Consider the following 22,222-nt stretch of genomic DNA (forward strand, 5'->3'; position numbering starts at 1 on the left):
TTTTTCCGACCGTGCCCACCCACCGCCCTTCCGTTTTTTCTTACTTCCTACCACAAAAATTTGTCAATTTATCAAACCAGATGTATATAGTCTGTCGGAAGCCAGAGCCATGCAACAGCATCAGAGAGGGCGGATTTATAAGATGGACAAAAAGGAATGGGAGGCCTTATACGCATCGCATCAAAATTGGAAGGAGTTTGTTTGCAATTTATTAGATAAGAAAGAAATTCAAGATGAGCACATCATTCGCCACATCCTGATGGAAATACAAGAGATAGATCAACTTCTCGAAAAATTAACTGATGAATGGAAAGGTTAAGCATGTATACGACGAAGTAGAAAAGTGGACTCCACATATTATGGAAGCCCACTTTTTTGTTGCTGATTGACCGGTTCGACATAGGCAGGCACAATTCGGTAACGTGCTAACAGATGGTATATCCTCTGAGCTATGTGTGGAAAATAACGAATCTCCTGTACATCGATTCCCTTAAGCCAGAATAAAGCAATTCCGTATCCTCCTAAACTGCATCCCGCAATAATTGCTGCCTCGATACCGAAGAAAAGAAATGCAGGCATGGATACGAATGGCTGTAGCTTAAAGCCGATCCATACAATAGAGAGTCCGATGGCACAGAGCAGCAGAGATGAAAGCAGAAAGCCTCTCCACTTCTCGCCAAGAATAGTAAGCCGTGTATATCGGCTAATCGCCCGCAAATTAAGCCCCATTACGACAATAAAGCAAAGCGAGGTCGCCATAATGATGCCGTAAATGCCGAACAGCGGCGCTAGAGCATAGTTTCCAACCAGCTTGGTAAGGATGCCGATTGCTACATGGCGCATCGGCAAATCTGTCCGACCTAGTCCTTGCAAAATACCTGAAGAGGTCATCATCAATATTTGGAAAATTGTTCCGAAGCAAAGAAATGCAATAATCCATGCTGCTTTCGTATAGGTAGCTTCCGTATTACTAAACAAGAAGCCGTTGACAGGGTAGGCAGCTACCGTTAGATACAGCGCAGCCGGAACCCCGGTAATGAGCGCCACTCTAAGCGCCATTGAACTCATGCGCTGCACTTCCCGGCTATCACGTCTGGAATGGGCAGAGGATACAACCGGAATAATTGAAGAGCTAAGCGCAATTGCAAGAATAATGGGCAGGCCGGCCAGTGATTGTGCACTGCCGCCGAGAATGCCTAGCGTTTCTACGGCTTCTTGGTACGTATGCAATTGTTCGGTAAAAAAGCGCAACGGTACACTCGGAACATTCGTTTCCGGAGCATATTGAAGTGGACCAAGCGGTTTTTTACTCAGCTTAACATCCTGATCAAGGGTCAGGGTCATTTTTACTGGGCCACGCTCGTAGAAAGCACGCTTCTTGTCAGCATCCCACGTTAATTTGGCACCCATCGCTTTGCTAATCGGTTCAAGCGGTACCATCGTTGTATTGTTATTATACAGGTATGGTGCTACCGGCAATATGATTTCTTTATCCCCGACCGTAGCTTCCTTATGATTCACTGCAACAGAAATTCGTTCTTCCTGTGGTGTTAATAATCGTAAGGATGTTGATGTATCAATGAAGTAAATGAGCGGGACAGCCAGCGCTGACAGGGTAATTGGCAGCGATAACCGGATCATTTTACTATAAATCTGCCGGTAGGTTAGCTTCGTATGGGAAGCTTGTGCAGCTATCTGCTGTTTTTGCTCGGCACGTCGTTTTTTGTAAAAATATATCATGACACCGCATGCGGCGATGCTTCCGGTCACCGCGCCGAAGGAGGCTCCCGCAACGGCCACATCTTTGTTGTAGCCCATGTATAGGAGCAGGAGCGGCAGCGCCACAGCCGTAGCCACGCGCAGAATCTGTTCCATGATCTGCGATAGTCCGGTTGGCTGCATGAACTGCAGGCCCTGAAAATAGCCACGCATGATGGCGATAAGCGGAAAGAGTAGCATGGCAGGTGCAATAGCACGAATGGCCAGATCCGCCTGTGGTGCCAACGCGTATTCCGCATAGTACGGAGCAATAATGATCATAAACATAAACATGACAAAGCCAGTTACCAGTGCAAAGTTGCGAGCCGCTTTGTATGTTTGATATGCTTCGTGATATTTGCCAATGGCTGTGTATTCTGAGATTTGTTTGCTTAGCGCACTTGGTACGCCAAGCGTCGCAATGATAAGTAACATGCTGTATATGTTGTACGAAATTGTATAGAGCGTCATCCCGTCATTGCCCATAATATGCTGGAGAGGAACACGTTGCCCGACCCCGAGCACGCGTGAGACAATCGCAGCCAGCGTTAAGATAAGCGTGCCTTTTAAAAACGAGTTTTTCGACATACTTCATTCCTCAAGACGTTGTGGTTTTGGTCTTCATAAGCGTACGAATGATTTCATCGTTCGGTGTAACAAATTGTGTTTTTTGCTGCTCATAAATAACGAAGCCTGGCTTGGCTCCTTTTGGCTTTCTTACATGACGAACAAGTGTATAGTCAACAGGAACCTGGCTCGATTGGCGTGCTTTACTGTAGTATGTGGCCAGATTTGCTGCTTCCATAAGCGTTGTTTCGCCAAATTCCGTGCCACGGATAATTACATGCGAACCAGGTATGTCTTTCGTATGGAGCCATGTATCGTCCGGGTTTGCCAGCCTGTTGGTAAGATAGTCGTTTTGCTTATTGTTTTTACCCACGTATATTGTAACACCTTCACTTGATGTATAGCGCTCTAGCGTTGGATTTTTTTGCTTGTTGCCCTTCTTTCCTTGGCTTGGCCGTGCACGCAAGTAGCCTTGTTCCGCTAGTTCTTCACGAATGTCTTCGATGTCCGCAAGTCCGGCATTCTCGATTTGCTGAAGTACAGTATCGAGATAGAGTATCTCTTCTTTCGCTCCAGCGATCTGGTTATCGACGAAAGCCCGGCTGTTTTTGGCCTTTGTATACCGTTTGAAATACGCCTGTGCGTTCTCCGAAGGCGTCAATGCAGGATCAAGCGGAATTGATAGGAGCGGAGCTTCTTCCTCGTAGTAGTTTATCACGTTTGCCTCCGGTTGGCCTCTGGTAATTTGATAGAGATTGGCCGTAAGCAATTCGCCGTATATTTGATATTTGCTTGCATCCTCCGCCTTTTGTTTTGTTTCTAGCAATTTTTCGATTTTTTTCTCATTCTTATTTCGTTCATTGATCACCAAGCGAGCCAGGTCATGCATGCGCTGCTTGACGGCGTCCCGTTCGGCTTTTCCGTGATAGAATGCTTCCAGACATTCGCTTATTGTGGTAAATGTTTCTGTAACGGCATGAGCTAAGTGAGTCAAAGGTATGGCGGAAAAATATTCTTTGTGTTCGGTTCGTGCAAACGTAGGCGTATACGTTTGCTGCTTCACTAAATCCGTAATCTCAGCGAATGCCCTCCAGAGCGAATCCTGGGTCGGCAGGCCGGCGCGGTACATGATTTCATCTGCGATAAGCGGACTAATGCCGTCAAATGCGCCGACGATTTGTTTGGCAATTTTTCCTTCATTAAATCGAATCCGCCGAATAAAATCATCTTTTGTTGCAACGAGCGGATTGATTTTGCGTTGTGGTGGCGGAGCCACGTATGGACGGCCCGGCAGGACAGTTCGATAGCGGCTAACTGCCGGTGTAACATGATGCAGTCCATCATGGATCATTCCGCTTTGCGGATCCATGAGAATTAGGTTGCTGTGCCGTCCCATAATTTCAAGCACGATTCGTTTTGTTCGAGCATCGCCAAGCTCATCGCGTCCACGAATATCAAGATGGATAATTCTCTCCATATCGATTTGGTGTATTCCGTCAATGATAGCACCCTCGCAATACTTGCGGAGCAGCATGCAGAACATCGGTGCTTCCAATGGATTTCGATAGTTTTCATTCGTGATATGCATGCGCGGAAAGCTGAGGCTCGCTGATAGAAGCAAGCGCACATTGCCATTTCGTGTTCGTATTTGCATAACGATATCTGTATCGGTTGGTTGATGGATTTTCATAATGCGCCCGCTTGCGAGCCTTTCGTTTAGCTCATGTGTGACCGCGTGCGTTACTATCCCGTCGAATGCCATAAGCATCTCCTTTCTGCCACAATATAAAATAGTATAGTATTAAATTCGCGTCAGTACAACGAACATAGCGCTGCTTCCATAATATAAACTAGCATTTTTTATGGCTTGTCAGAATACATTTAGTGTGAACGAAGGATCGGAGCAAAGGAGGCACCCGTATGAATGGGCAGCATTATTGGTTTAGCTATTCCGAAGACGAGCTTGCACAGATTTTAAAAACGGATTTGAAGCGTGGCTTAAGCGAGGAAGAGGCTTCACAACGATTTCAGGCCTTAGGCCCCAATATTCTTGCGGAAAAGAAGAAAGTTTCATCGCTTACACTGTTTCTCGCGCAATTTAAGGACTTTATGGTATTGGTGCTGCTTGCTGCGACATTAATCTCTGGTTTTCTTGGAGAGTATGTGGATGCTATCGCTATTATTGCCATTGTCGTCATTAACGGTATTCTCGGCTTCCTTCAGGAATATAGGGCAGAGCGTTCCCTAGCAGCATTGAAAGAATTGACTGCACCAATGGCATACTGCATTCGCGATGGTCAGCTTACCCATATTCCCGCAAAAGAGCTGGTGCCGGGCGACATTATTTATCTTGAAGGCGGTGATCGTGTTCCGGCCGATGTTCGGTTCCTTTCAGCAAACGGATTGCATGTTGAAGAATCTACGCTGACTGGCGAATCGGTGCCGGTGGCGAAAAGAAGCGTAGCACTGCCTCATGAAGCCCTTCCGCTGGGCGATCAGGTTAATATGGGGTTCATGGGCACGATGATAACAGCGGGAACAGGGTATGCGGTCGTCTTGACTACCGGAATGATGACTGAAATGGGGAAAATCGCCGATTTGCTGCAATCGACAGAGGCGCTTGCGACCCCTTTGCAGAATAGACTTGAGCAGTTGGGCAAAATTTTAATTGTAGTGGCGCTTGCATTAACAGGGCTTGTTGTCGGAGCAGGTATTTTCCATGGACAAGAAGCGTACCAGATGTTTCTTGCAGGCGTTAGCCTTGCGGTAGCTGCTATTCCGGAAGGATTACCGGCTATTGTTACGGTGGCACTTGCGCTTGGTGTACAGCGCATGATTAAACGTCGGGCGATTGTCCGCAAGCTGCCTTCGGTCGAAACGCTCGGCAGCGCCAGCGTCATCTGCTCTGATAAAACCGGTACACTAACACAGAATAAGATGACGGTTACACATATATGGATGGAAGATTCCATTGTCGAAGTCGATGGCACAGGATATGAGCCGCAAGGTCAATTCTTTCAGGGAAATAGAGAAATCCGTGCCCAAGCTCATGGCGCGCTGTACAAGCTGCTGCAGCTCGGCGTATTATGCAACAATGCACATCTGGAGCAGCGGCGCGAAGGAAAGAAGGGCCTATTCAAAAAAATGGAGGAGCAATGGGTGGTAAATGGTGATCCGACGGAGGGAGCCCTGCTCGTAGCAGGAGGGAAAGCGGGTGTCACCCGGCAGGTATTGGAAGAAACATGGACGAGGATTAGGGAGTTGCCGTTTGATTCTACACGTAAAATGATGTCCGTTATCGTACAGGACGGATACGGCAAGCGGATGCTGGTGACTAAGGGAGCGCCGGACGTGCTCCTTAGTCGGTGCACGCATATTATGTGGAAAGGCAATGCAATTCAATTAACTCCCACTTTGCGCCGCCAGATTGTCTTCGCCAACGAATCATTAGCTAAAAAAGCACTTCGTGTGTTAGCTGTAGCGTACCGTGATCTTCGTTCGGGCGAAATGCCCGGGAACGAACAAACGGCGGAGAAAGGACTAATACTTGTCGGTCTTGCCGGCATGATCGATCCTCCCCGTCCAGAGGTCAAGCAGGCGATCCGCCGCTGTCGCCAGGCCGGAATTAAAACTATAATGATTACAGGGGATCACCAAACAACAGCGGAAGCTATCGCCAACCAGCTCGGAATCCTTCCAGCGAGCGGGTTGACAGTAAATGGGCAGGATTTATATAATATGTCCGATAGTGAGTTCGATTCTATTGTAGATAATGTGTATGTATATGCACGTGTGTCACCGGAGCATAAGTTAAGAATTGTGAAAGCTCTGCAGAAGAAAGGGCATGTAGTAGCGATGACGGGAGACGGCGTCAATGATGCACCTGCAATTAAAGCGTCTGATATTGGAATCGCCATGGGCATTACCGGAACAGACGTAACGAAGGAAGCGGCTTCCCTTGTTTTAGCTGACGATAATTTTGCTACGATCGAGGCAGCTATTGAGGAAGGTCGGACAATTTATGATAATATTCGTAAGTTCATTCGGTATTTGCTTGCCTCGAATGTTGGTGAGATTATGGTTATGTTCTTTGCAATGCTAGCGGGATTGCCGCTGCCTCTTGTGCCGATCCAAATTCTTTGGGTTAATCTGGTGACGGATGGCCTGCCGGCGCTTGCACTTGGTGTTGATCAGCCGGAGGAAGCAACGATGAAGCGACCGCCTCGTCCGCGTAATGAAAATGTATTTGCACGTGGATTGGCGTGGAAGATTATCTCACGCGGCCTGTTAATCGGATTGGTGACGCTTGCGGCATTTTGGATAACCTATGAGGCAAATCCTGCCGATTTAACCCGGGCACAAACTGTGGCATTTGCCACCCTCGTTATGGCGCAATTAATCCATGTGTTTGATTGCCGAAGCGAGATATCGATTTTCAGTCGCAATCCATTGCAGAACAAGTACCTTGCGCTTGCGGTTCTTTCCTCGGTACTTCTTGTACTGCCTGTTATTTATTTGCCTGCGCTTCAGCCGATTTTCAATACGGTGGCGCTTACGGTATCTGAATGGAGCTTTATCATATTGCTAGCTGGAATTCCGACGTTTGCAACAGGGTTAATTTCGTATTTACACGTAAAATCCGGCAAACATAGAAGGGTGAGAGAGAGTTGAATTTCACGAAGATGAATGGGCTGGGCAACGATTTTATTATCGTTGCCCATTTTGAGAGTGTACCGGATTACGCGCCGCAGATGGCACGTGCAATGTGTGACCGGCATTTTGGTATCGGCGGAGACGGACTCGTATTTATCTTGCCGTCGGAGAAGGCTGATGTTCGTATGCGCATCATAAACGCAGATGGTTCAGAAGCTGAGCAGTGCGGCAACGCAGTACGCTGTGTGGCTAAGTATGCGTATGATCACAAACTGTCTTTTCGTGAGGCCTTGACAGTAGAAACGATGGCAGGCATTCAACATGTATGGCTGACCATTGAGGAAGGAAAAGCCACACAAGTAAAGGTCGATATGGGAGCGCCCATTTTACGTGGAGAAGCGATTCCAGTCGCAGTAAATGCAGAGAATGTAGTTGACCATCCAATCGAAGCGGACGGCGCGGCATTTGCATTTACCGGTGTGTCGATGGGGAACCCTCATGCTGTCATATTTGTAGAAGATGCACCGCGTTTTGAAGTAGAGAAATGGGGTCCTGTGCTTGAGAAGCACAGCTTGTTTCCGAATAAAGCAAATGTCGAATTTGTTTCCGTTATCTCACCAACTGAAGTAGAGATGCGCGTATGGGAGCGTGGTTGCGGTCAAACATACGCTTGCGGCACCGGCGCGTGTGCCACGGTAGTTGCAGGTGCACTAACCGGACGAATAGAACGCAGGGCACTCGTTCATTTGAAAGGCGGAGACCTTGAAATTGAATGGAGCGAAACGGATAATCGGGTATATATGACAGGGCCCGCAGAAGAAGTATTTGCCGGACGTTGGCACAAGGCGTAGTGTCGGGAGGTGAAGAGCAATGGTATATAGTATGACGGGATACGGGCGAGCGGAGAGAAAGGAAGAGGATGTATCCTTTGCGGTAGAAATGCGTTCCGTTAACCATCGCTTTAGCGAAGTCGCTGTTCGTATGCCGCGTGAGTTCTCAGCATTTGAAGATGCGGTACGCAAAAAGGTACTTTCATACATTCGTAGGGGGCGCGTAGATGTGTTTCTTACAGTTGAAACGGAAGCACCACCTTCTTCATTAAAAATAAACTGGGAGCTTGCCCGTCAATATAAGGAAGCGGCCGAGAAAATGGCTGAATTACTTGGAGTTCCACCGCAGATGCCTGTTTATGAGTTATTATCCATGCCAGATGTGGCCCGAGCCGGAGAGGATAGACCTGACCTGGAGAGTTACAGAGCTCCACTCCTTGCAGTTGTTGAGGAAGCAATTTCCATGCTTGTGGCAATGCGCAAGAAGGAGGGACAGGCCCTAAGAGAGGATGTGCTCGGGCGCATTGAAGAGATGAAACGTCTGGTGGAGGAACTGGCCTTATTTGCACCAAAAGTCGCAGAAAGCTACCGTGAGAGAATTTTTGCTAGAATACAGGAATACATACAGGATCGTTGTGATATCGACGAATCTCGTCTGCTGCATGAGGTGGCCGTATTTACTGAACGGGCCGATATTTCTGAAGAGATTACGCGACTGCGCAGCCACTTTGCTCAATTTGGACAGATTGTCGATGAGCCGGAGGCAATTGGGCGCAAGCTTGACTTTCTTGTACAGGAATGCCATCGTGAAATCAATACGATTGGCGCGAAGGCGAATCATTTGGAAATCAGCCAAAAAGTGGTCATTTTGAAAGCTGAATTAGAAAAAGTGAAAGAACAGGTGCAAAATATAGAATAAAACAGTAGAATAAGAGTTAACGTAACTATCCCGCCAAAATAGGGAGGCATATACGTATGGCCATTAAGTTGATTAATATCGGATTCGGCAATATTGTGTCAGCCAATCGAATCATTTCCATCGTGAGTCCAGAATCGGCTCCGATTAAACGCATCATCCAGGAAGCGCGGGACCGTGGAATGCTAATCGATGCCACGTACGGGAGACGTACGAGGGCGGTTATCGTAACAGATAGCGATCATGTAATTTTGTCGGCTGTGCAGCCGGAAACGGTAGCGCATAGGCTGACCAGTAAAGACGATGATTCTGACGAATAATTAAACGGGGGATTGTATGACGCAAGACAGAGGGTTGTTGCTTGTTTTGTCGGGACCATCCGGCGTAGGAAAAGGAACGGTGTGCGCTGCGCTTCGGCCGCGCATGGAAGAATTGGTGTATTCGGTGTCAGCTACTACTCGTACACCGCGCGAGGGAGAAATAGACGGGGTGAACTATTTCTTTAGAACAAGATCCGAGTTTGAATCCATGATCGAGAATGACGAGCTGCTGGAATGGGCAGAATATGTTGGTAATTTCTACGGTACACCCCGCAAGTTTGTTGAAGACACGCTAGCAAGCGGTCGGGATGTCATTCTGGAAATTGAAGTACAGGGTGCATTGCAGGTGAAAGAGAAGTTTCCGGAAGGGATTTTTCTATTTCTGGCACCACCTGATTTAAAGGAGCTTCGTTCGCGTATTACTGGTCGAGGTACTGAGACAGAAGAAAGCATTCGCAACCGAATGATGGTAGCGAAGGCAGAGATTGAGTTAATGGATCATTATAACTATGTGGTCGTTAACGATGAAGTGGACAAGGCGTGCGAGCGCATTCAGGCAATTGTCACAGCTGAGCATTTGAAAAAAGAGCGGCAGATTGAAAAATATCGTCATTGGATTAAGGAGGTTTTTTAACAGATGATTTACCCTTCGGTTGATGAACTGCTGAAAAAAGTAGACAGTAAATATACGTTGGTAAGTATCGCTTCCAAGCGTGCACGCCAGATGCGCGAGCAGAACAAGTATTTAATCGATAAACCTGTTTCTCACAAGTTTGTTGGTACTGCATTAGAAGAGCTATACGCTGGCAAAATCGAATTCGAACGGAAGTAAGATAAGAGAGACCTATAAAGGAAGCGCATATCGGGCCAATGCAGGCGTAAGCGATATGCGCTTTTTTCACGGATTAAGAAAGTATATGTCGCTGTAAAAGAAGAAAGCAACATATACTTTCTTCCGATCATCTTGCTTGAAAACACGCGATTTTTTCTTAGATGGTGGGGGTCCAGGTTTTACTTCCGTAAAGGAGAGAGCATAATGAAAGGAAAGACAATCGTAATCGGCGTAAGCGGGGGCATTGCTATCTATAAGGTTGCCGATTTATGTAGTAAGCTGACGCAACGAGGTGCAAATGTATGGGTGTTGATGACGAAAGCGGCAACCGAATTCGTACAGCCGATTACCTTCCAGGCGCTTGTGCGTAACCCGGTGTTGACCGATACGTTTCAGGAGCCGAATCCGTCTGTGATTTCGCACATTGATGTAGCAGATCGAGCGGATTTGTTTTTAATCGCTCCGGCTACGGCCAATATTATTGGCAAGATGGCAAATGGCATTGCTGATGATATTGTAACAACAGCCTATCTGGCAACGAAAGCCCCTGTCTGGATTGCACCGGCGATGAACGTGAATATGTACAATCACCCAGCGGTACAGCATAATATGCATCGGCTAATGAATTACGGCTATCGGTTTGTCGAACCCGGGGAGGGGTATTTGGCATGTGGTTGGATTGGCAAAGGACGAATGGCGGAACCATCGGATATTTTGCAGAAGATCGAAACGTTCTTTGCTGAAGTACAGCCGAGGGACATGGAAGGTGTGCGGTTGCTTGTTACAGCCGGAGCTACGCGGGAGGCAGTCGATCCCGTCCGTTTCTTTACCAACCATTCGTCTGGAAAGATGGGATACGCCATTGCGGAAGCTGCGGCAAAGCGGGGCGCGCGTGTAACGCTAGTAAGCGGCGCAACCCATGTCACGCCGCCTGCGAATGTAGAACTTGTCCCGGTGGTTTCGGCTGAAGATATGTATGAAGCCGTTATGGCACGTTATGATGATGTAGATATTGTTGTTAAAGCGGCAGCAGTAGCCGATTACCGTCCCAAAAACGTACATAGTCAGAAAATGAAAAAGCAGCCCGGAGAACTTATACTGGAATTCGAACGTACGCACGATATTCTTGCCGAGCTTGGCGAGCGAAAATCGACTCAATTTCTTGTCGGATTTGCAGCGGAGACGGAAAACGTGGAAGCGAACGCCCGCGGCAAGCTTGAGCGCAAAAACGCAGATATGATCGTGGCCAACAATGTGGCGCAGAGCGGTGCAGGTTTCGGAACCGATACGAATATTGTTACCATCTATACAAGAAACGGAGAAAGTCTGGAACTACCACAAATGAGTAAGGCGGGGGTTGCCAACCGATTGTTGGATGCGGTGCTTGCAGCTCGCAGGGAGCGGGAAGAGTAATATGTTTGCTCGCGTTGTGGTCGATGTTCCGGTTATAGATACTGACCGCCCGTTCGATTACCGAATCCCCGAGTCGCTCGCACCATTCGTGCTTGTAGGCAGTCGGGTTTCTGTACCGTTTGGGCCGCGCAAGCTGCAGGGCTTCGTTGTCGGGCTGGCCGATACATCGGAGGTGCAGAAGACGCGTGACATTCTCGACGTCCTCGATGTGGAACCACCCCTGACGGAAGAGATGGTGTGGCTGGCCGGACGTATCAGCGAACGGTATATGTGTACGCATTATACAGCGCTGCAGTCAATGGTTCCGGCGGTGCTGCGTTCGAGTTACGACAAACAAATTTTTTTGACGGCGGAAGGCGAAGCTTTCGTTTCCGTGTTGCCGGATGAACAAGCTTTTTACGAATATATTAGAGCCCGACAGCCCATTCTGTGGAATAAAATAATGAAAGAGTTTCCCTTTGCTACGACCTGGCTGGATGAAGGTCTTAAAAAAAACCGAATCCGTGTAGAGCAAATTGTAGGGGACCGTGTCACTAAAAAAACGGTGACAATTCTCTCGCCAGCCGTATCCGTGGAAGAATTGGAAGCGGCCCGTGGAAAGCTCTCAAAAACTGCTGTACGTCAGAAAGAAGTTCTGTCACATTTTATTCACTTCCACGGCCCGATTTCGCAACCGGAGCTTCTTTCCCTGCTTGGTGTTTCCAATCAGGCCGTCAAGAGTTTAGTAGATAAAGGTTTGCTTATAAAAGAAGAGGTGGAAGGGTATCGTGATCCATTCTCTGGACGCACATTTACTCCGGTGCCGAAGCATCCTTTTACCATACAGCAGCAGGCTGTTATTGACGGGATCGCTGAAGGGATGAATCCACCTGTCTACTATCCTTGTCTGCTCCATGGCGTTACCGGCAGCGGGAAAACGGAAGTTTACCTTGAGATTATGGAGCGCACCATTGCTCAAGGACGGGAAGCTATCTTGCTTGTCCCGGAAATCTCGCTTACACCGCAGATGGTCAACCGGTTTAAAGGAAGGTTCGGCAGCCAGGTTGCGGTCATGCACAGCCGCCTCTCACAGGGGGAGCGCTATGACGAGTGGCGCAAAATCCGGCGTGGTGAAGTTAAGGTTGCTATTGGGGCGCGTTCAGCGATTTTTGCACCGTTTCAAAATCTTGGATTAATTATTCTTGATGAAGAGCATGAAGGATCCTATAAGCAGGAAGAGACACCACGCTATCATGCACGTACAGTTGCCCAGTACCGTGGCATGCACCATCATGCAGTAGTCATTTTGGGAAGTGCGACTCCGTCTATGGAATCCTACCATGAAGCGCAAAAAGGCCGCATCCGTTTCTTCGAAATGGGGGAGCGGGTCGGAAATCGTCCGTTGCCGAAGGTTACGGTTGTTGATATGCGGGAAGAATTAAGAGACGGGAACCGAACGATGTTCAGCAAACCTTTAATAGATTCAATAAACAATCGGCTTGAGAAAAATGAGCAGATCGTTATGTTTTTAAACCGGCGCGGGTTTTCTACATTTGTGATGTGCCGTTCGTGCGGCTATGTTGTTCAGTGTCCTCATTGCGATATTTCATTAACATACCATCGGAGCAATCGGACATTGCGGTGTCATTATTGCGGCTATACGGAGCGAGAGCCGCAGGTTTGTCCGGAATGTGGTAGTGAGCATATTCGCTTCTTCGGGACGGGAACGCAGAAAGTTGAAGAGGAGCTGGCCCGTTATTTCCCGGGAATTCGTGTGATTCGAATGGATGTGGATACAACGGGACGCAAAGGAGCGCACGAAAAGCTGCTCCAGGCTTTTCGGGAGGGAAAAGGAGACGTATTGCTTGGCACGCAGATGATCGCCAAAGGGCTTGATTTTCCAAATGTAACCCTTGTCGGTGTGTTGGCCGCGGACAGCTTGCTGAATCTGCCGGATTTTCGTGCGGCTGAGCGAACTTTCCAACTCGTTACACAGGTGGGGGGACGGGCCGGACGTCATGAGAAAAAAGGCGAAGTGATTCTACAAACATATAATACCGAGCATTACAGCATTCAACATGCAAGTAAGCACGACTATGAATCGTTTTTTGTAGAGGAGATCAAACAACGTTACGAGAAAAATTATCCTCCCTACTACCGGCTGGTCCTGTTTACGTTTGCCCATGAGAATGTTCCGCTGCTTGTCAAAATATCAGAGAGATTTGCAGGGAAACTGCGTGAGGCACTTCCGCCCGGCGCATATTTGCTGGGGCCTGTCGCTTCACCGATTGCTCGCATTAAAGATAGATATCGTTTTCAATGCATGATAAAATATAAAAACGATCCGCACGTCTTACCTGCTATTCACCAGGTGGTTCGGGCATTTGAGGAGGAGCGAAAGAGGACGGGTATTATGCTTACAGTAGATGTAGACCCGCAAATGATGATGTAATAACAAACGGCAAGAGCATGAATATGAATATGTATAGGAGAGGCCTCATTCATATTGGACTGCCTTTGGTGTTTTAATATATGCAGGATGGTGCGAGGCCACAGAGAAAAAATGATGTATCAAAGCAGATTGACGTAGGAGGAACAGACGAATGAGCATCCGTATGATTGTAAAGCATCCTAATCCGGTACTCCGGGAGAAATGTAAAGAAGTAACGAAATTCAATCCCAATCTTCATAAGTTGCTTGATGATATGGCTGAAACAATGTATGACGCAGAAGGTGTGGGTCTTGCCGCACCGCAGGTGGGCATCACCAAACGGGTCGTTGTCATCGATGTTGGAGATGGGATTATCGAGATGGTTAACCCGGAGATTATTGAATCGAAAGATGAACAGTTCGGTCCGGAAGGTTGCCTGAGTATTCCCGGGTTGTTGGGTGATGTACGCCGCGCCAACTGGGTGAAGGCGAAAGCGCAGGACCGGGATGGCAATGAGATTATCATAGAAGGAGAAGAGTTATTGGCACGCGCTATTCAGCATGAGATTGACCATTTGAACGGCGTGCTGTTCATTGATCTGGCTGAAAAAACGTATTCAGGAAAAGAATAATAGAAGCATAAGACACAGAAGGAGTGGACGCTTGTGCGAATTGTCTTTATGGGCACCCCGGATTTCGCGGTGCCCTGTTTACGGAAGTTAATGGAAAAGGAATATAATGTTGTGGCGGTTGTCACACAGCCGGATCGGCCAAAAGGACGAAAAAAGCAGTTGGCTGCTCCACCGGTTAAGGAGGCAGCATTGCTGTTTGGAATACCGGTACTGCAGCCAGAGAAGCTGAAGGTGGATGGCGTGCAGGACATTCTGGATTACAAGCCGGACTTAATCGTCACGGCGGCATTTGGACAGATTCTGCCAAAAGAATTAATCGACTATCCTACATACGGATGTATTAACGTTCATGCTTCCCTGTTGCCGCAGTATCGGGGCGGCGCTCCGATTCATAAGGCGATTATTGATGGTCAATTAGAAACCGGTGTAACCATTATGTACATGGTAGAGAAATTGGACGCAGGCGATATGTTGAGCCAGGTACGTGTTCCAATTGAAGAAAATGATAATGTAGGAACTATGCATGATAAGCTTAGCCGAGCCGGCGCAACGCTTCTTCTAGAAACGATTCCGAAGCTAATTAACGGTCAATGCACACCTCAGCCGCAGGATGAAGCACAAGTAACATACGCATGGAATATCAAGCGGGAGGACGAGCGTCTTGATTGGACTCTGCCTGCCCGTGCATTGTTCAATCAGGTACGCGGGCTTAATCCGTGGCCAGTAGCATATACGATGGCAGAACATGATGGTCAGGTTGTAAAAGTATGGGAGGCAGAAGTGTATAAGGAAGCCGGTGCACAGGGTGGGAAACCGGGAACCATTCTGTCTGTAGCGCCGGAAGGTATTGATGTGCAGACGGGTGACGGCATACTTCGTCTGACGCGTATACAACCTGCTGGGAAGAAGGCAATGTCAGTTGCTGATTACGTACGCGGCAGTTCTATACTCGGGCCGGGTATGCACTTTGTGACGGAGGCAGTTGATGAGTAAGCGGAGAAAAGCATTGCCAACACCAACAACCGCTCGTCAACTGGCAGTGCGTGTTTTGACGGATATTGAAGAAAAACAGGCATACAGTAACCTGGAGCTTAAATTCGCCCTTGGTCAGACGAAGCTCTCACGCCGTGACACGGGACTGGCGACTGAATTAGTATATGGGACGCTCAGCCGTTTAAATACCCTCGATTGGATGCTAGAACAGTTCGTCACCCAGCCGCTGCACAAGCTCGAAGGATGGGTACGCAACTTGTTGCGCATTAGTTTTTATCAGCTCTCCTACCTGGATCGTATTCCAGATCGGGCAGTGGTGCATGAGGCGGTAGAAATCGCCAAGACCTGGGGGCATAAAGGAATTGCAGGCATGGTAAATGGTGTGCTGCGCAGTCGGCTGCGCGAGCCAAAGAGAGTGGAAATTCCAGCTGATTTATCCTCTGTTTCTCGAATTTCACTTATCCATTCACATCCGGAATGGATGGTAGCGGAGTGGATACAGTTGTATGGTGAGGCGGAAACGGAAGCGATGTGTGCGGCTAATAATTTGTCTCCGACAATGAGCCTGCGCGCTAATGCATTACGTGTGACGAGGGATGAACTGATTGCTCAAATTGGCAGACAGATCACCGATGCAGAGATTGAACCTTCCGCTGTGGCTCCTGATGGGATAGTGGCAAGCGATGTCGGCAATATTGCAGAACTGCCGGCCTATGCGAGCGGTTCATGTACTGTGCAGGATGAAAGCTCGATGCTGGTAGCTCGGGCACTTGCACCCGAAGCGGGGATGAAGGTGCTCGATATGTGCGCGGCCCCTGGCGGCAAAACGACGCACATTGCCGAGCTGATGAAGAATAAGGGCGAGGTTATTGCGCTGGATGTGCACCCACATAAAATTAAGCTAATCGAGGAGAACGCCTTTCGGCTCGGTATCTCGATTATTGAAAGCAGAAAAGGCGATGCGCGTAATGCGGACGAATTGCTCGCAGGGCGCATGTTTGATCGGATACTTGTTGATGCTCCGTGTACCGGCCTTGGCGTTATTCGACGCAAGCCGGATATAAAGTGGCATAAGTGGCAAGAAGATGCAGCAGCCATCAGTGGCATTCAATATGAAATTCTTTGTACGGCAGCCCGTCTTGCTGCTCCTGAAGGAAAAATTGTTTACAGTACATGCACCGTTCAGCCGGAAGAAAATGAACGGTTAGTCCGGCGCTTTCTTACGGAACATACAGAATGGGAACTGGACAATACATTAGCACAGGATATGCCGGAAAACCTTAGAGAGAAGTATGTAACGCTTTTTGATGGATATATGCAGATCCTGCCCCATCATTTTAATACAGACGGCTTTTTTATTTCGCGTCTCAGAATGAAATAATAGCTAGGAAGCGTATTTTATGCTTCCTTTTTTCTTTTTGGAATTGTTTTATGATACAATATGATTTGAACTTTTGAGAAGAAATGGTGAGTATACATTTATGAAACCTTTTATTTATAATTTAACACTACCTGAATTGAAACGCTGGATGGAAGAGAATGGAGAGAAGGCGTTTCGTGCCGGACAGGTGTTTGACTGGTTGTATGTGAAACGAGTGGATTCGTTTGACGAGATGAGCAACCTGTCGAAGCTGCTACGGGAGAAACTTGACGCATCGTTTCGCATGGATACGTTAAAAGAAATTACTCGCCAAGAGTCCCAGGATGGAACGATGAAGTTCTTGTTCTCGCTGCATGATGGGCATGCCATTGAAACAGTTATTATGCGGCATAATTATGGCAACAGCATCTGCGTTACTACGCAGGTAGGCTGTCGTATCGGCTGTACATTTTGTGCTTCGACTTTAGGCGGCTTGAAGCGCAATCTGGAAGCCGGGGAAATCGTAATGCAGGTGCTGGCTGCACAAAAGGCACTGGATGAACAAGACGAGAGGGCAAGTCATGTTGTTGTTATGGGAATTGGCGAGCCATTCGAGAATTACGATGCACTTCTTGATTTCCTGCGTATTATTAATGACGACAAGGGACTGAATATCGGTCAGCGACACATTACGGTGTCTACAAGCGGTATCGTACCGAATATTTACCGGTTCGCTGATGAGAAAATGCAGGTAAATCTGGCCATTTCTTTGCATGCGCCAAATGCTGAGATTCGTACGCGTCTCATGCCGGTGAACCGCCGTTATCCGCTGGATGAGTTAATGGAAGCATGTAAGTACTATATCAGAACGACTGGTCGCCGCCTGACATTTGAGTATGGCCTCTTCGGTTCGGTAAATGATCGACCGGAACACGCGGAGGAATTGGCTGAACTTCTGAAAGGCATGATGTGCTACGTAAATCTTATTCCGGTAAATTACGTTCCAGAGCGCAACTACGTACGTACACCGCGCAATGATATTTTTACATTTCAACGAATTTTAAAGGCGAGAGGAATCAATGCGACGATTCGCCGCGAGCATGGGAGCGATATCGCTGCAGCCTGTGGACAATTGCGGGCCCAGCACGCCAAACAGACGCAGGGGTGAGAATTGATGGAGTCAGCCATACAGACACATATTGGTTGTGTGAGACAAACGAATGAAGATTCAGGAAGAATCCAGCGATACGACAACGGCTGGATTCTTGCGATTGTTGCGGACGGCATGGGCGGACATCAAGCGGGTGATGTAGCCAGTCAGATGGCAGTCGATATTATATGCGAATCGCTGAAAGAAGTGGAACAAGATATTACGCCCAATGAATTGCAGCAGCGGCTAAACGATGCCATTCAGCAAGCAAATGAGCGAATTCTGACGTATGCGCAGGAGCATGAAGAATGCCGCGGCATGGGTACAACCGTTGTCATTGCGTTAATGAACGAGCATCTTGGCATATTGGCTCATATCGGTGATAGCCGGATTTACCGCTATAACCAGAGTGAGCTGCAGCAGATTACGAGCGATCATACGCTTGTTAATGAATTGCTACGAAGTCATCAGATTACACAGGATGAAGCGCTCAACCATCCGCGCCGCAACATTTTAACACGTGCGCTCGGTACTGATAGAAAGGTAAAAGCTGACTTCAGTGTAATGCACTGGGATACTGACGATATATTGCTGCTTTGCTCGGACGGTCTTTCCGGTAAAATCAGCAGCGATGCGATGACAGCAGTGCTTGCGGACGGTTCCCTGAAGGAGATGGCAGACGAGCTGATTACCAAAGCGCTACATGCAGGAGGAGAAGATAACATTACTGTCATCTTGCTGCGCAATCAGTCGGAGGCCAGAGTATGAAAGGGGGAGCCTGTAGATGAATGGAAAGCGAATTGGCGGCCGCTATGATATCGAGCAGCAGATTGGGGAAGGCGGCATGGCTATTGTTTACCGTGCACGCGATACATTGCTGAATCGTACGGTAGCTTTAAAAGTGCTGCGCTCCCAATTCGGCAACGATGATGATTTTGTCGCCCGTTTTCATAGAGAGGCTCAGGCCGCGGCTAGTTTATCCCATCCAAATGTGGTTAATATTTATGATATTGGCCAGGATGATGAGATGTACTACATCGTAATGGAGTATATCGAAGGGATGACGCTTAAGCAGTATATTAATGAACATGCGCCGCTCGATATGAATAAAGCTGTAGATATTGGGATGCAGATTTGTGATGCGCTTGATCATGCGCATCAAAACGAACTGATTCACCGAGATATTAAACCACACAATATTTTAATCAATAAATATGGACGGATTAAGGTAACCGACTTCGGTATTGCCCGGGCGGTATCATCCGTTACGATTACACACACCGGTTCCGTGCTCGGCTCCGTGCATTATTTCTCGCCTGAGCAAGCGAAAGGGATCGCAGCCGGTGCTAAATCGGACCTGTATTCACTCGGTGTTGTATTATATGAGATGCTTACTGGTGAATTGCCTTTTTCCGGGGATTCGCCAATTAGCGTAGCATTGAAGCATTTGCAAGAGTCATATGTAGCACCGCGTAAACTCCGGCCGGAAATTCCACAAAGTCTGGAAAATGTGATCATCCGCGCGATGGCTAAAGAACCTATGTATCGGTATGAATCGGCACGTGAAATGCTGGAGGATTTGCAAACAGCACTCTCGCCGGAACGCCGTAATGAGGCAGTATATTTGCTTCCGGAAAAATACGGGCAAGAAGAGGATCAAGAGATTACACGTGTCATTCCGGCAATTAAACCGGAAATGATGCGTAAACGTAACTGGGATGAAGAAGCCGTATCAGCAAAGGAAACAATTGAAGTAGCAGAAAAGTCAGGCGCAGGGGAAGAAAAATTCGAGGCGGAAGATGAGCAAGCCAAACGTTTCCCTGTTAAAAAAGTAGCAGGTTGGACCGCAGGAATTTTCTTGTTTTTAGCTTTGGTTGGAGTAGCTATTTTCTACGGGAATTCATTGTTCCAGATTCCGGATGTCCCGGTACCATCTGTGCAAAATATGTCGCTTGAAGAAGCAAGCAAGACGCTGGAAAGAGCAAACCTTCAATTTTCTATTCAGCGGCAGCCTAGCGAGGATGTGGCACCTAATCATGTGATTAAGCAAACTCCGGCAGCAAACATGCTGGTAAAGGAACACTCGTACGTGCAGCTTATTGTCAGCGAAGGCAAATCAAAAGAAACAATGCTGAATTTCGTCGGAAAGAATATTTCGGATGTGGAAAGCCAGTTAAGCGGCAAATATAAAAACTATGAAATTAAAAAAGAGACAGATGACAGTCAGCCGTCCGGTACGATTCTCCGTCAAATACCGTCAGCAGGACAAGAAATTGTAGCCTCCGATACACAGGTTACATTGGTTGTAAGCGAAGGTCAGGAGAAACCAAGGGTACCGACACTGGTTGGCCTAACAGAAGAAGAAGCAAAGGCCAGGCTTGATGCAGCTGGGCTGAAGGTGCAGGTAAGAACGAAATCGAGCTATAAACCTAAGGGCACGGTTATCGAGCAATCGCGCCGTCCCGATAACGAAGTAGAGAGGGGTGCGTATGTTCGCATTACGGTGAGCGATGGAAGCCTTCCTGGAGAATCACGTCAAGTGGAAGAGATGGTTGAAGTGTATTTGAATCCGGGTGAGCGAGCGATGATCGAAATTAAAGTAACAGATGCCACCGGGCAGGATAAATCAGTACACAATTCTGTTATTGACAAGAGTATGCAATTCAAGCATATTCCGATCGTTGTCACACCTTCTCAGGATGCGCGTATTCAGGTGTACAAGGATGGACAGCTTTTTGAAGAAAAGGTGGTCAAATACAGTGATGTTCAATAATGTGGGAGGGGTCTCATGCCGCAGGGCCGTATTGTAAAAGCGCTGGCCGGCTATTATTATGTGCAGGATAGCGATACGCTCTGGCAATGCCGGGCCAGAGGCGTGTTTCGCAAAAAAGGCATCACTCCGCTGGTTGGAGATGAAGTAATGTTTGAAACGAATGGAACGGAAGGCACGGTGACTGAGGTAATCACGCGGACGAGCGAGTTGGTTCGTCCGCCCATTGCCAATATTGATCAAGCGATTCTTGTCTTCTCGCTCGCTGAACCTGCCTTTAATCCGCAGCTACTGGACAAGTTCCTTGTGCATACAGAGGCGGCTGGTGTAGATGCGGTTATTTGTCTGACGAAAGCTGATTTACTAGCTGGACCGGAAGAGGTGGAGCGTATTCTCAAGCGCTGTGAAGCGATTGGATATCCGGTTATTGTCACAAGTTCCAAAGGCAAGCACGGAATTGAAGACATTCGTGCCTATCTGGCAGGTCATCTGTCTGTATTTGCAGGGCAATCAGGTGTAGGGAAGTCCTCTCTTCTGAATGCACTGTTTAGCGAACTTCAGCTTGAGACAGCGCCTATTAGCCAGAAGCTTGGAAGAGGAAAGCATACAACCCGACATGTAGAGCTTATTCATCTGCCAGAAGGCGGATGGGTGGCCGATACGCCAGGATTTAGTTCACTTGACTTTCAATCCATTGAGGCGAATGAACTTGGGCTGTACTTCAAAGAAATGCGGGCGATGCTTGGAGAATGCAAATTCCGCGGCTGCCTACATGTCAATGAACCGGGGTGCTCAGTGCGTGCAGCGGTGGAAGCAGGAGAAATCCAGTCTACGCGTTATAAGCACTATTTGGATTTTTTACAGGAAATTAAAGATAGAAAGCCGAGGTACTGAACATATGGTGAAAATTGCACCATCGATTCTTTCTGCGGATTTTGCCCGTTTGGGAGAAGAGATTAGAGAAGTTGAGCAAGGGGGAGCGGATTGGATTCATGTCGATGTGATGGATGGACATTTTGTCCCGAATCTCACCATTGGCCCGCTGGTTGTCAAGGCGATTCGACCGCATACAAACCTGACGCTTGATGTCCATCTTATGATTGAGAATGCGGATGCGTATATTCCCGAGTTCGCAAAAAGTGGCGCAGATATTATTACGGTTCATCAGGAAGCATGCGTGCATCTGCACCGCACGCTTTATCACATTAAAAATCAAGGCGTTAAAGCTGCGGTTTCACTCAATCCAGCCACTCCGGTTTCGACGCTTGAACACGTGCTTGAGGATTTGGATATGGTCTTGCTGATGTCAGTAAACCCGGGCTTTGGCGGCCAGAAGTTTATCCCGGGAGTTGTACGGAAGATAGAACAATTGAAATCCATGCTTGCGGAGCGCGGCCTTGCGGATAGCGTAGACATACAGATTGACGGCGGTATTAACGCTGAAACGGCACCGCTTGTAACAAAAGCAGGGGCAACCTGTCTTGTAGCAGGAAATGCTGTGTTTGGCCGGGAAGATCGCGCTGGTGCTATTGCAGATATTCGCAAATCGTGCGAGTCATAAAAGAAGAAAAAATCCTCATTTCTTGGGACTGACCCCCGTTTTTGAGACAGGGATCAAA

At 47.8% G+C, this 22,222-nt stretch carries 19 protein-coding genes; 17 read left to right on the top strand and 2 right to left on the bottom strand.

Annotated elements, in window-relative coordinates; genetic code table 11:
• The coding region (locus tag HMPREF0083_RS28890; protein WP_021624633.1) for a hypothetical protein at positions 1 to 319 on the top strand (319 nt) is incomplete at its 5' end.
• Positions 320 to 357: 38 nt separating this feature from the next.
• Here the strand turns inward: HMPREF0083_RS28890 and HMPREF0083_RS26775 are convergent.
• On the bottom strand, positions 358 to 2,346 hold the full coding sequence (locus HMPREF0083_RS26775; RefSeq protein ID WP_021624634.1) for an oligosaccharide flippase family protein: 1,989 nt from the start codon (positions 2,344 to 2,346) through the stop codon (positions 358 to 360).
• Between the two features lie 10 nt (positions 2,347 to 2,356).
• The gene (locus HMPREF0083_RS24455; RefSeq protein WP_040304875.1) at positions 2,357 to 4,087 is read right to left on the bottom strand and encodes an Rqc2 family fibronectin-binding protein; all 1,731 of its coding nucleotides are present in this window, start codon (positions 4,085 to 4,087) and stop codon (positions 2,357 to 2,359) included.
• Between the two features lie 158 nt (positions 4,088 to 4,245).
• Here HMPREF0083_RS24455 and HMPREF0083_RS24460 point away from each other — a divergent pair, with 158 nt between their 5' ends.
• The 16 genes from HMPREF0083_RS24460 (at position 4,246) to rpe (ending at position 22,164) form a co-directional block, all read left to right on the top strand.
• Complete coding sequence (locus HMPREF0083_RS24460) at positions 4,246 to 6,996, top strand: cation-translocating P-type ATPase (protein ID WP_021624636.1); 2,751 nt, start codon at positions 4,246 to 4,248, stop codon at positions 6,994 to 6,996.
• Positions 6,993 to 7,829, top strand: coding sequence for a diaminopimelate epimerase (gene dapF, locus HMPREF0083_RS24465; RefSeq protein ID WP_040304879.1), 837 nt, complete (start codon positions 6,993 to 6,995; stop codon positions 7,827 to 7,829). The genes HMPREF0083_RS24460 and dapF overlap by 4 nt, the downstream gene beginning before the upstream one ends.
• Positions 7,830 to 7,848: 19 nt before the next feature.
• Positions 7,849 to 8,727, top strand: a complete 879-nt coding sequence (locus tag HMPREF0083_RS24470) for a YicC/YloC family endoribonuclease (RefSeq protein ID WP_040304882.1) — start codon at positions 7,849 to 7,851, stop codon at positions 8,725 to 8,727.
• A gap of 56 nt (positions 8,728 to 8,783) precedes the next feature.
• Positions 8,784 to 9,044, top strand: a complete 261-nt coding sequence (gene remA, locus HMPREF0083_RS24475) for an extracellular matrix/biofilm regulator RemA (RefSeq protein WP_021624639.1) — start codon at positions 8,784 to 8,786, stop codon at positions 9,042 to 9,044.
• A 16-nt stretch (positions 9,045 to 9,060) separates the two neighbouring features.
• Positions 9,061 to 9,678, top strand: coding sequence for a guanylate kinase (gene gmk / locus HMPREF0083_RS24480; protein WP_021624640.1), 618 nt, complete (start codon positions 9,061 to 9,063; stop codon positions 9,676 to 9,678).
• A gap of 3 nt (positions 9,679 to 9,681) precedes the next feature.
• Complete coding sequence (gene rpoZ / locus HMPREF0083_RS24485) at positions 9,682 to 9,876, top strand: DNA-directed RNA polymerase subunit omega (RefSeq protein ID WP_021624641.1); 195 nt, start codon at positions 9,682 to 9,684, stop codon at positions 9,874 to 9,876.
• A 201-nt stretch (positions 9,877 to 10,077) separates the two neighbouring features.
• Positions 10,078 to 11,289, top strand: coding sequence for a bifunctional phosphopantothenoylcysteine decarboxylase/phosphopantothenate--cysteine ligase CoaBC (gene coaBC / locus HMPREF0083_RS24490; RefSeq protein ID WP_040304938.1), 1,212 nt, complete (start codon positions 10,078 to 10,080; stop codon positions 11,287 to 11,289).
• Position 11,290: 1 nt separating this feature from the next.
• Positions 11,291 to 13,720 (top strand): primosomal protein N', encoded by a 2,430-nt coding sequence (priA, locus tag HMPREF0083_RS24495; protein ID WP_021624643.1) that lies wholly within the window; start codon positions 11,291 to 11,293, stop codon positions 13,718 to 13,720.
• Between the two features lie 151 nt (positions 13,721 to 13,871).
• Positions 13,872 to 14,330, top strand: coding sequence for a peptide deformylase (gene def, locus HMPREF0083_RS24500; protein WP_021624644.1), 459 nt, complete (start codon positions 13,872 to 13,874; stop codon positions 14,328 to 14,330).
• A gap of 48 nt (positions 14,331 to 14,378) precedes the next feature.
• Complete coding sequence (gene fmt, locus HMPREF0083_RS24505) at positions 14,379 to 15,323, top strand: methionyl-tRNA formyltransferase (RefSeq protein WP_021624645.1); 945 nt, start codon at positions 14,379 to 14,381, stop codon at positions 15,321 to 15,323.
• Positions 15,316 to 16,704: a 16S rRNA (cytosine(967)-C(5))-methyltransferase RsmB gene (gene rsmB / locus HMPREF0083_RS24510; protein WP_021624646.1), complete on the top strand. Its 1,389-nt coding sequence runs from the start codon at positions 15,316 to 15,318 to the stop codon at positions 16,702 to 16,704. Before fmt ends, rsmB begins: the two co-directional genes overlap by 8 nt.
• Before the next feature lie 100 nt (positions 16,705 to 16,804).
• Complete coding sequence (gene rlmN / locus HMPREF0083_RS24515; protein ID WP_021624647.1) at positions 16,805 to 17,851, top strand: dual-specificity RNA methyltransferase RlmN; 1,047 nt, start codon at positions 16,805 to 16,807, stop codon at positions 17,849 to 17,851.
• Positions 17,852 to 17,857: 6 nt separating this feature from the next.
• Positions 17,858 to 18,601, top strand: a complete 744-nt coding sequence (locus tag HMPREF0083_RS24520) for a Stp1/IreP family PP2C-type Ser/Thr phosphatase (protein ID WP_021624648.1) — start codon at positions 17,858 to 17,860, stop codon at positions 18,599 to 18,601.
• Positions 18,602 to 18,617: 16 nt separating this feature from the next.
• Entirely contained in the window at positions 18,618 to 20,606 is a 1,989-nt protein-coding gene (pknB, locus tag HMPREF0083_RS24525; protein WP_021624649.1) for a Stk1 family PASTA domain-containing Ser/Thr kinase, read from the top strand.
• Positions 20,607 to 20,621: 15 nt separating this feature from the next.
• Complete coding sequence (gene rsgA / locus HMPREF0083_RS24530; RefSeq protein WP_021624650.1) at positions 20,622 to 21,497, top strand: ribosome small subunit-dependent GTPase A; 876 nt, start codon at positions 20,622 to 20,624, stop codon at positions 21,495 to 21,497.
• A 4-nt stretch (positions 21,498 to 21,501) separates the two neighbouring features.
• Positions 21,502 to 22,164 (top strand): ribulose-phosphate 3-epimerase, encoded by a 663-nt coding sequence (gene rpe, locus HMPREF0083_RS24535; RefSeq protein WP_021624651.1) that lies wholly within the window; start codon positions 21,502 to 21,504, stop codon positions 22,162 to 22,164.
• The last annotated feature ends 58 nt before the right edge of the window (positions 22,165 to 22,222 follow it).

Origin of the sequence: Aneurinibacillus aneurinilyticus ATCC 12856 (assembly GCF_000466385.1) — a bacterium.
Lineage (GTDB): Bacteria > Bacillota > Bacilli > Aneurinibacillales > Aneurinibacillaceae > Aneurinibacillus > Aneurinibacillus aneurinilyticus.

Excerpts from the sequence above, each read along its gene's own strand:
- HMPREF0083_RS26775 (WP_021624634.1), bottom strand. The coding sequence starts at position 2,346 with ATGTCGAAAAACTCGTTTTTAAAAGGCACGCTTATCTTAACGCTGGCT.
- HMPREF0083_RS24455 (WP_040304875.1), bottom strand. The coding sequence starts at position 4,087 with ATGGCATTCGACGGGATAGTAACGCACGCGGTCACACATGAGCTAAAC.
- HMPREF0083_RS24460 (WP_021624636.1), top strand. The coding sequence starts at position 4,246 with ATGAATGGGCAGCATTATTGGTTTAGCTATTCCGAAGACGAGCTTGCA.
- HMPREF0083_RS24470 (WP_040304882.1), top strand. The coding sequence starts at position 7,849 with ATGGTATATAGTATGACGGGATACGGGCGAGCGGAGAGAAAGGAAGAG.
- remA (WP_021624639.1), top strand. The coding sequence starts at position 8,784 with ATGGCCATTAAGTTGATTAATATCGGATTCGGCAATATTGTGTCAGCC.
- gmk (WP_021624640.1), top strand. The coding sequence starts at position 9,061 with ATGACGCAAGACAGAGGGTTGTTGCTTGTTTTGTCGGGACCATCCGGC.
- rpoZ (WP_021624641.1), top strand. The coding sequence starts at position 9,682 with ATGATTTACCCTTCGGTTGATGAACTGCTGAAAAAAGTAGACAGTAAA.
- priA (WP_021624643.1), top strand. The coding sequence starts at position 11,291 with ATGTTTGCTCGCGTTGTGGTCGATGTTCCGGTTATAGATACTGACCGC.
- def (WP_021624644.1), top strand. The coding sequence starts at position 13,872 with ATGAGCATCCGTATGATTGTAAAGCATCCTAATCCGGTACTCCGGGAG.
- fmt (WP_021624645.1), top strand. The coding sequence starts at position 14,379 with ATGGGCACCCCGGATTTCGCGGTGCCCTGTTTACGGAAGTTAATGGAA.
- rsmB (WP_021624646.1), top strand. The coding sequence starts at position 15,316 with ATGAGTAAGCGGAGAAAAGCATTGCCAACACCAACAACCGCTCGTCAA.
- rlmN (WP_021624647.1), top strand. The coding sequence starts at position 16,805 with ATGAAACCTTTTATTTATAATTTAACACTACCTGAATTGAAACGCTGG.
- HMPREF0083_RS24520 (WP_021624648.1), top strand. The coding sequence starts at position 17,858 with ATGGAGTCAGCCATACAGACACATATTGGTTGTGTGAGACAAACGAAT.
- pknB (WP_021624649.1), top strand. The coding sequence starts at position 18,618 with ATGAATGGAAAGCGAATTGGCGGCCGCTATGATATCGAGCAGCAGATT.
- rsgA (WP_021624650.1), top strand. The coding sequence starts at position 20,622 with ATGCCGCAGGGCCGTATTGTAAAAGCGCTGGCCGGCTATTATTATGTG.
- rpe (WP_021624651.1), top strand. The coding sequence starts at position 21,502 with ATGGTGAAAATTGCACCATCGATTCTTTCTGCGGATTTTGCCCGTTTG.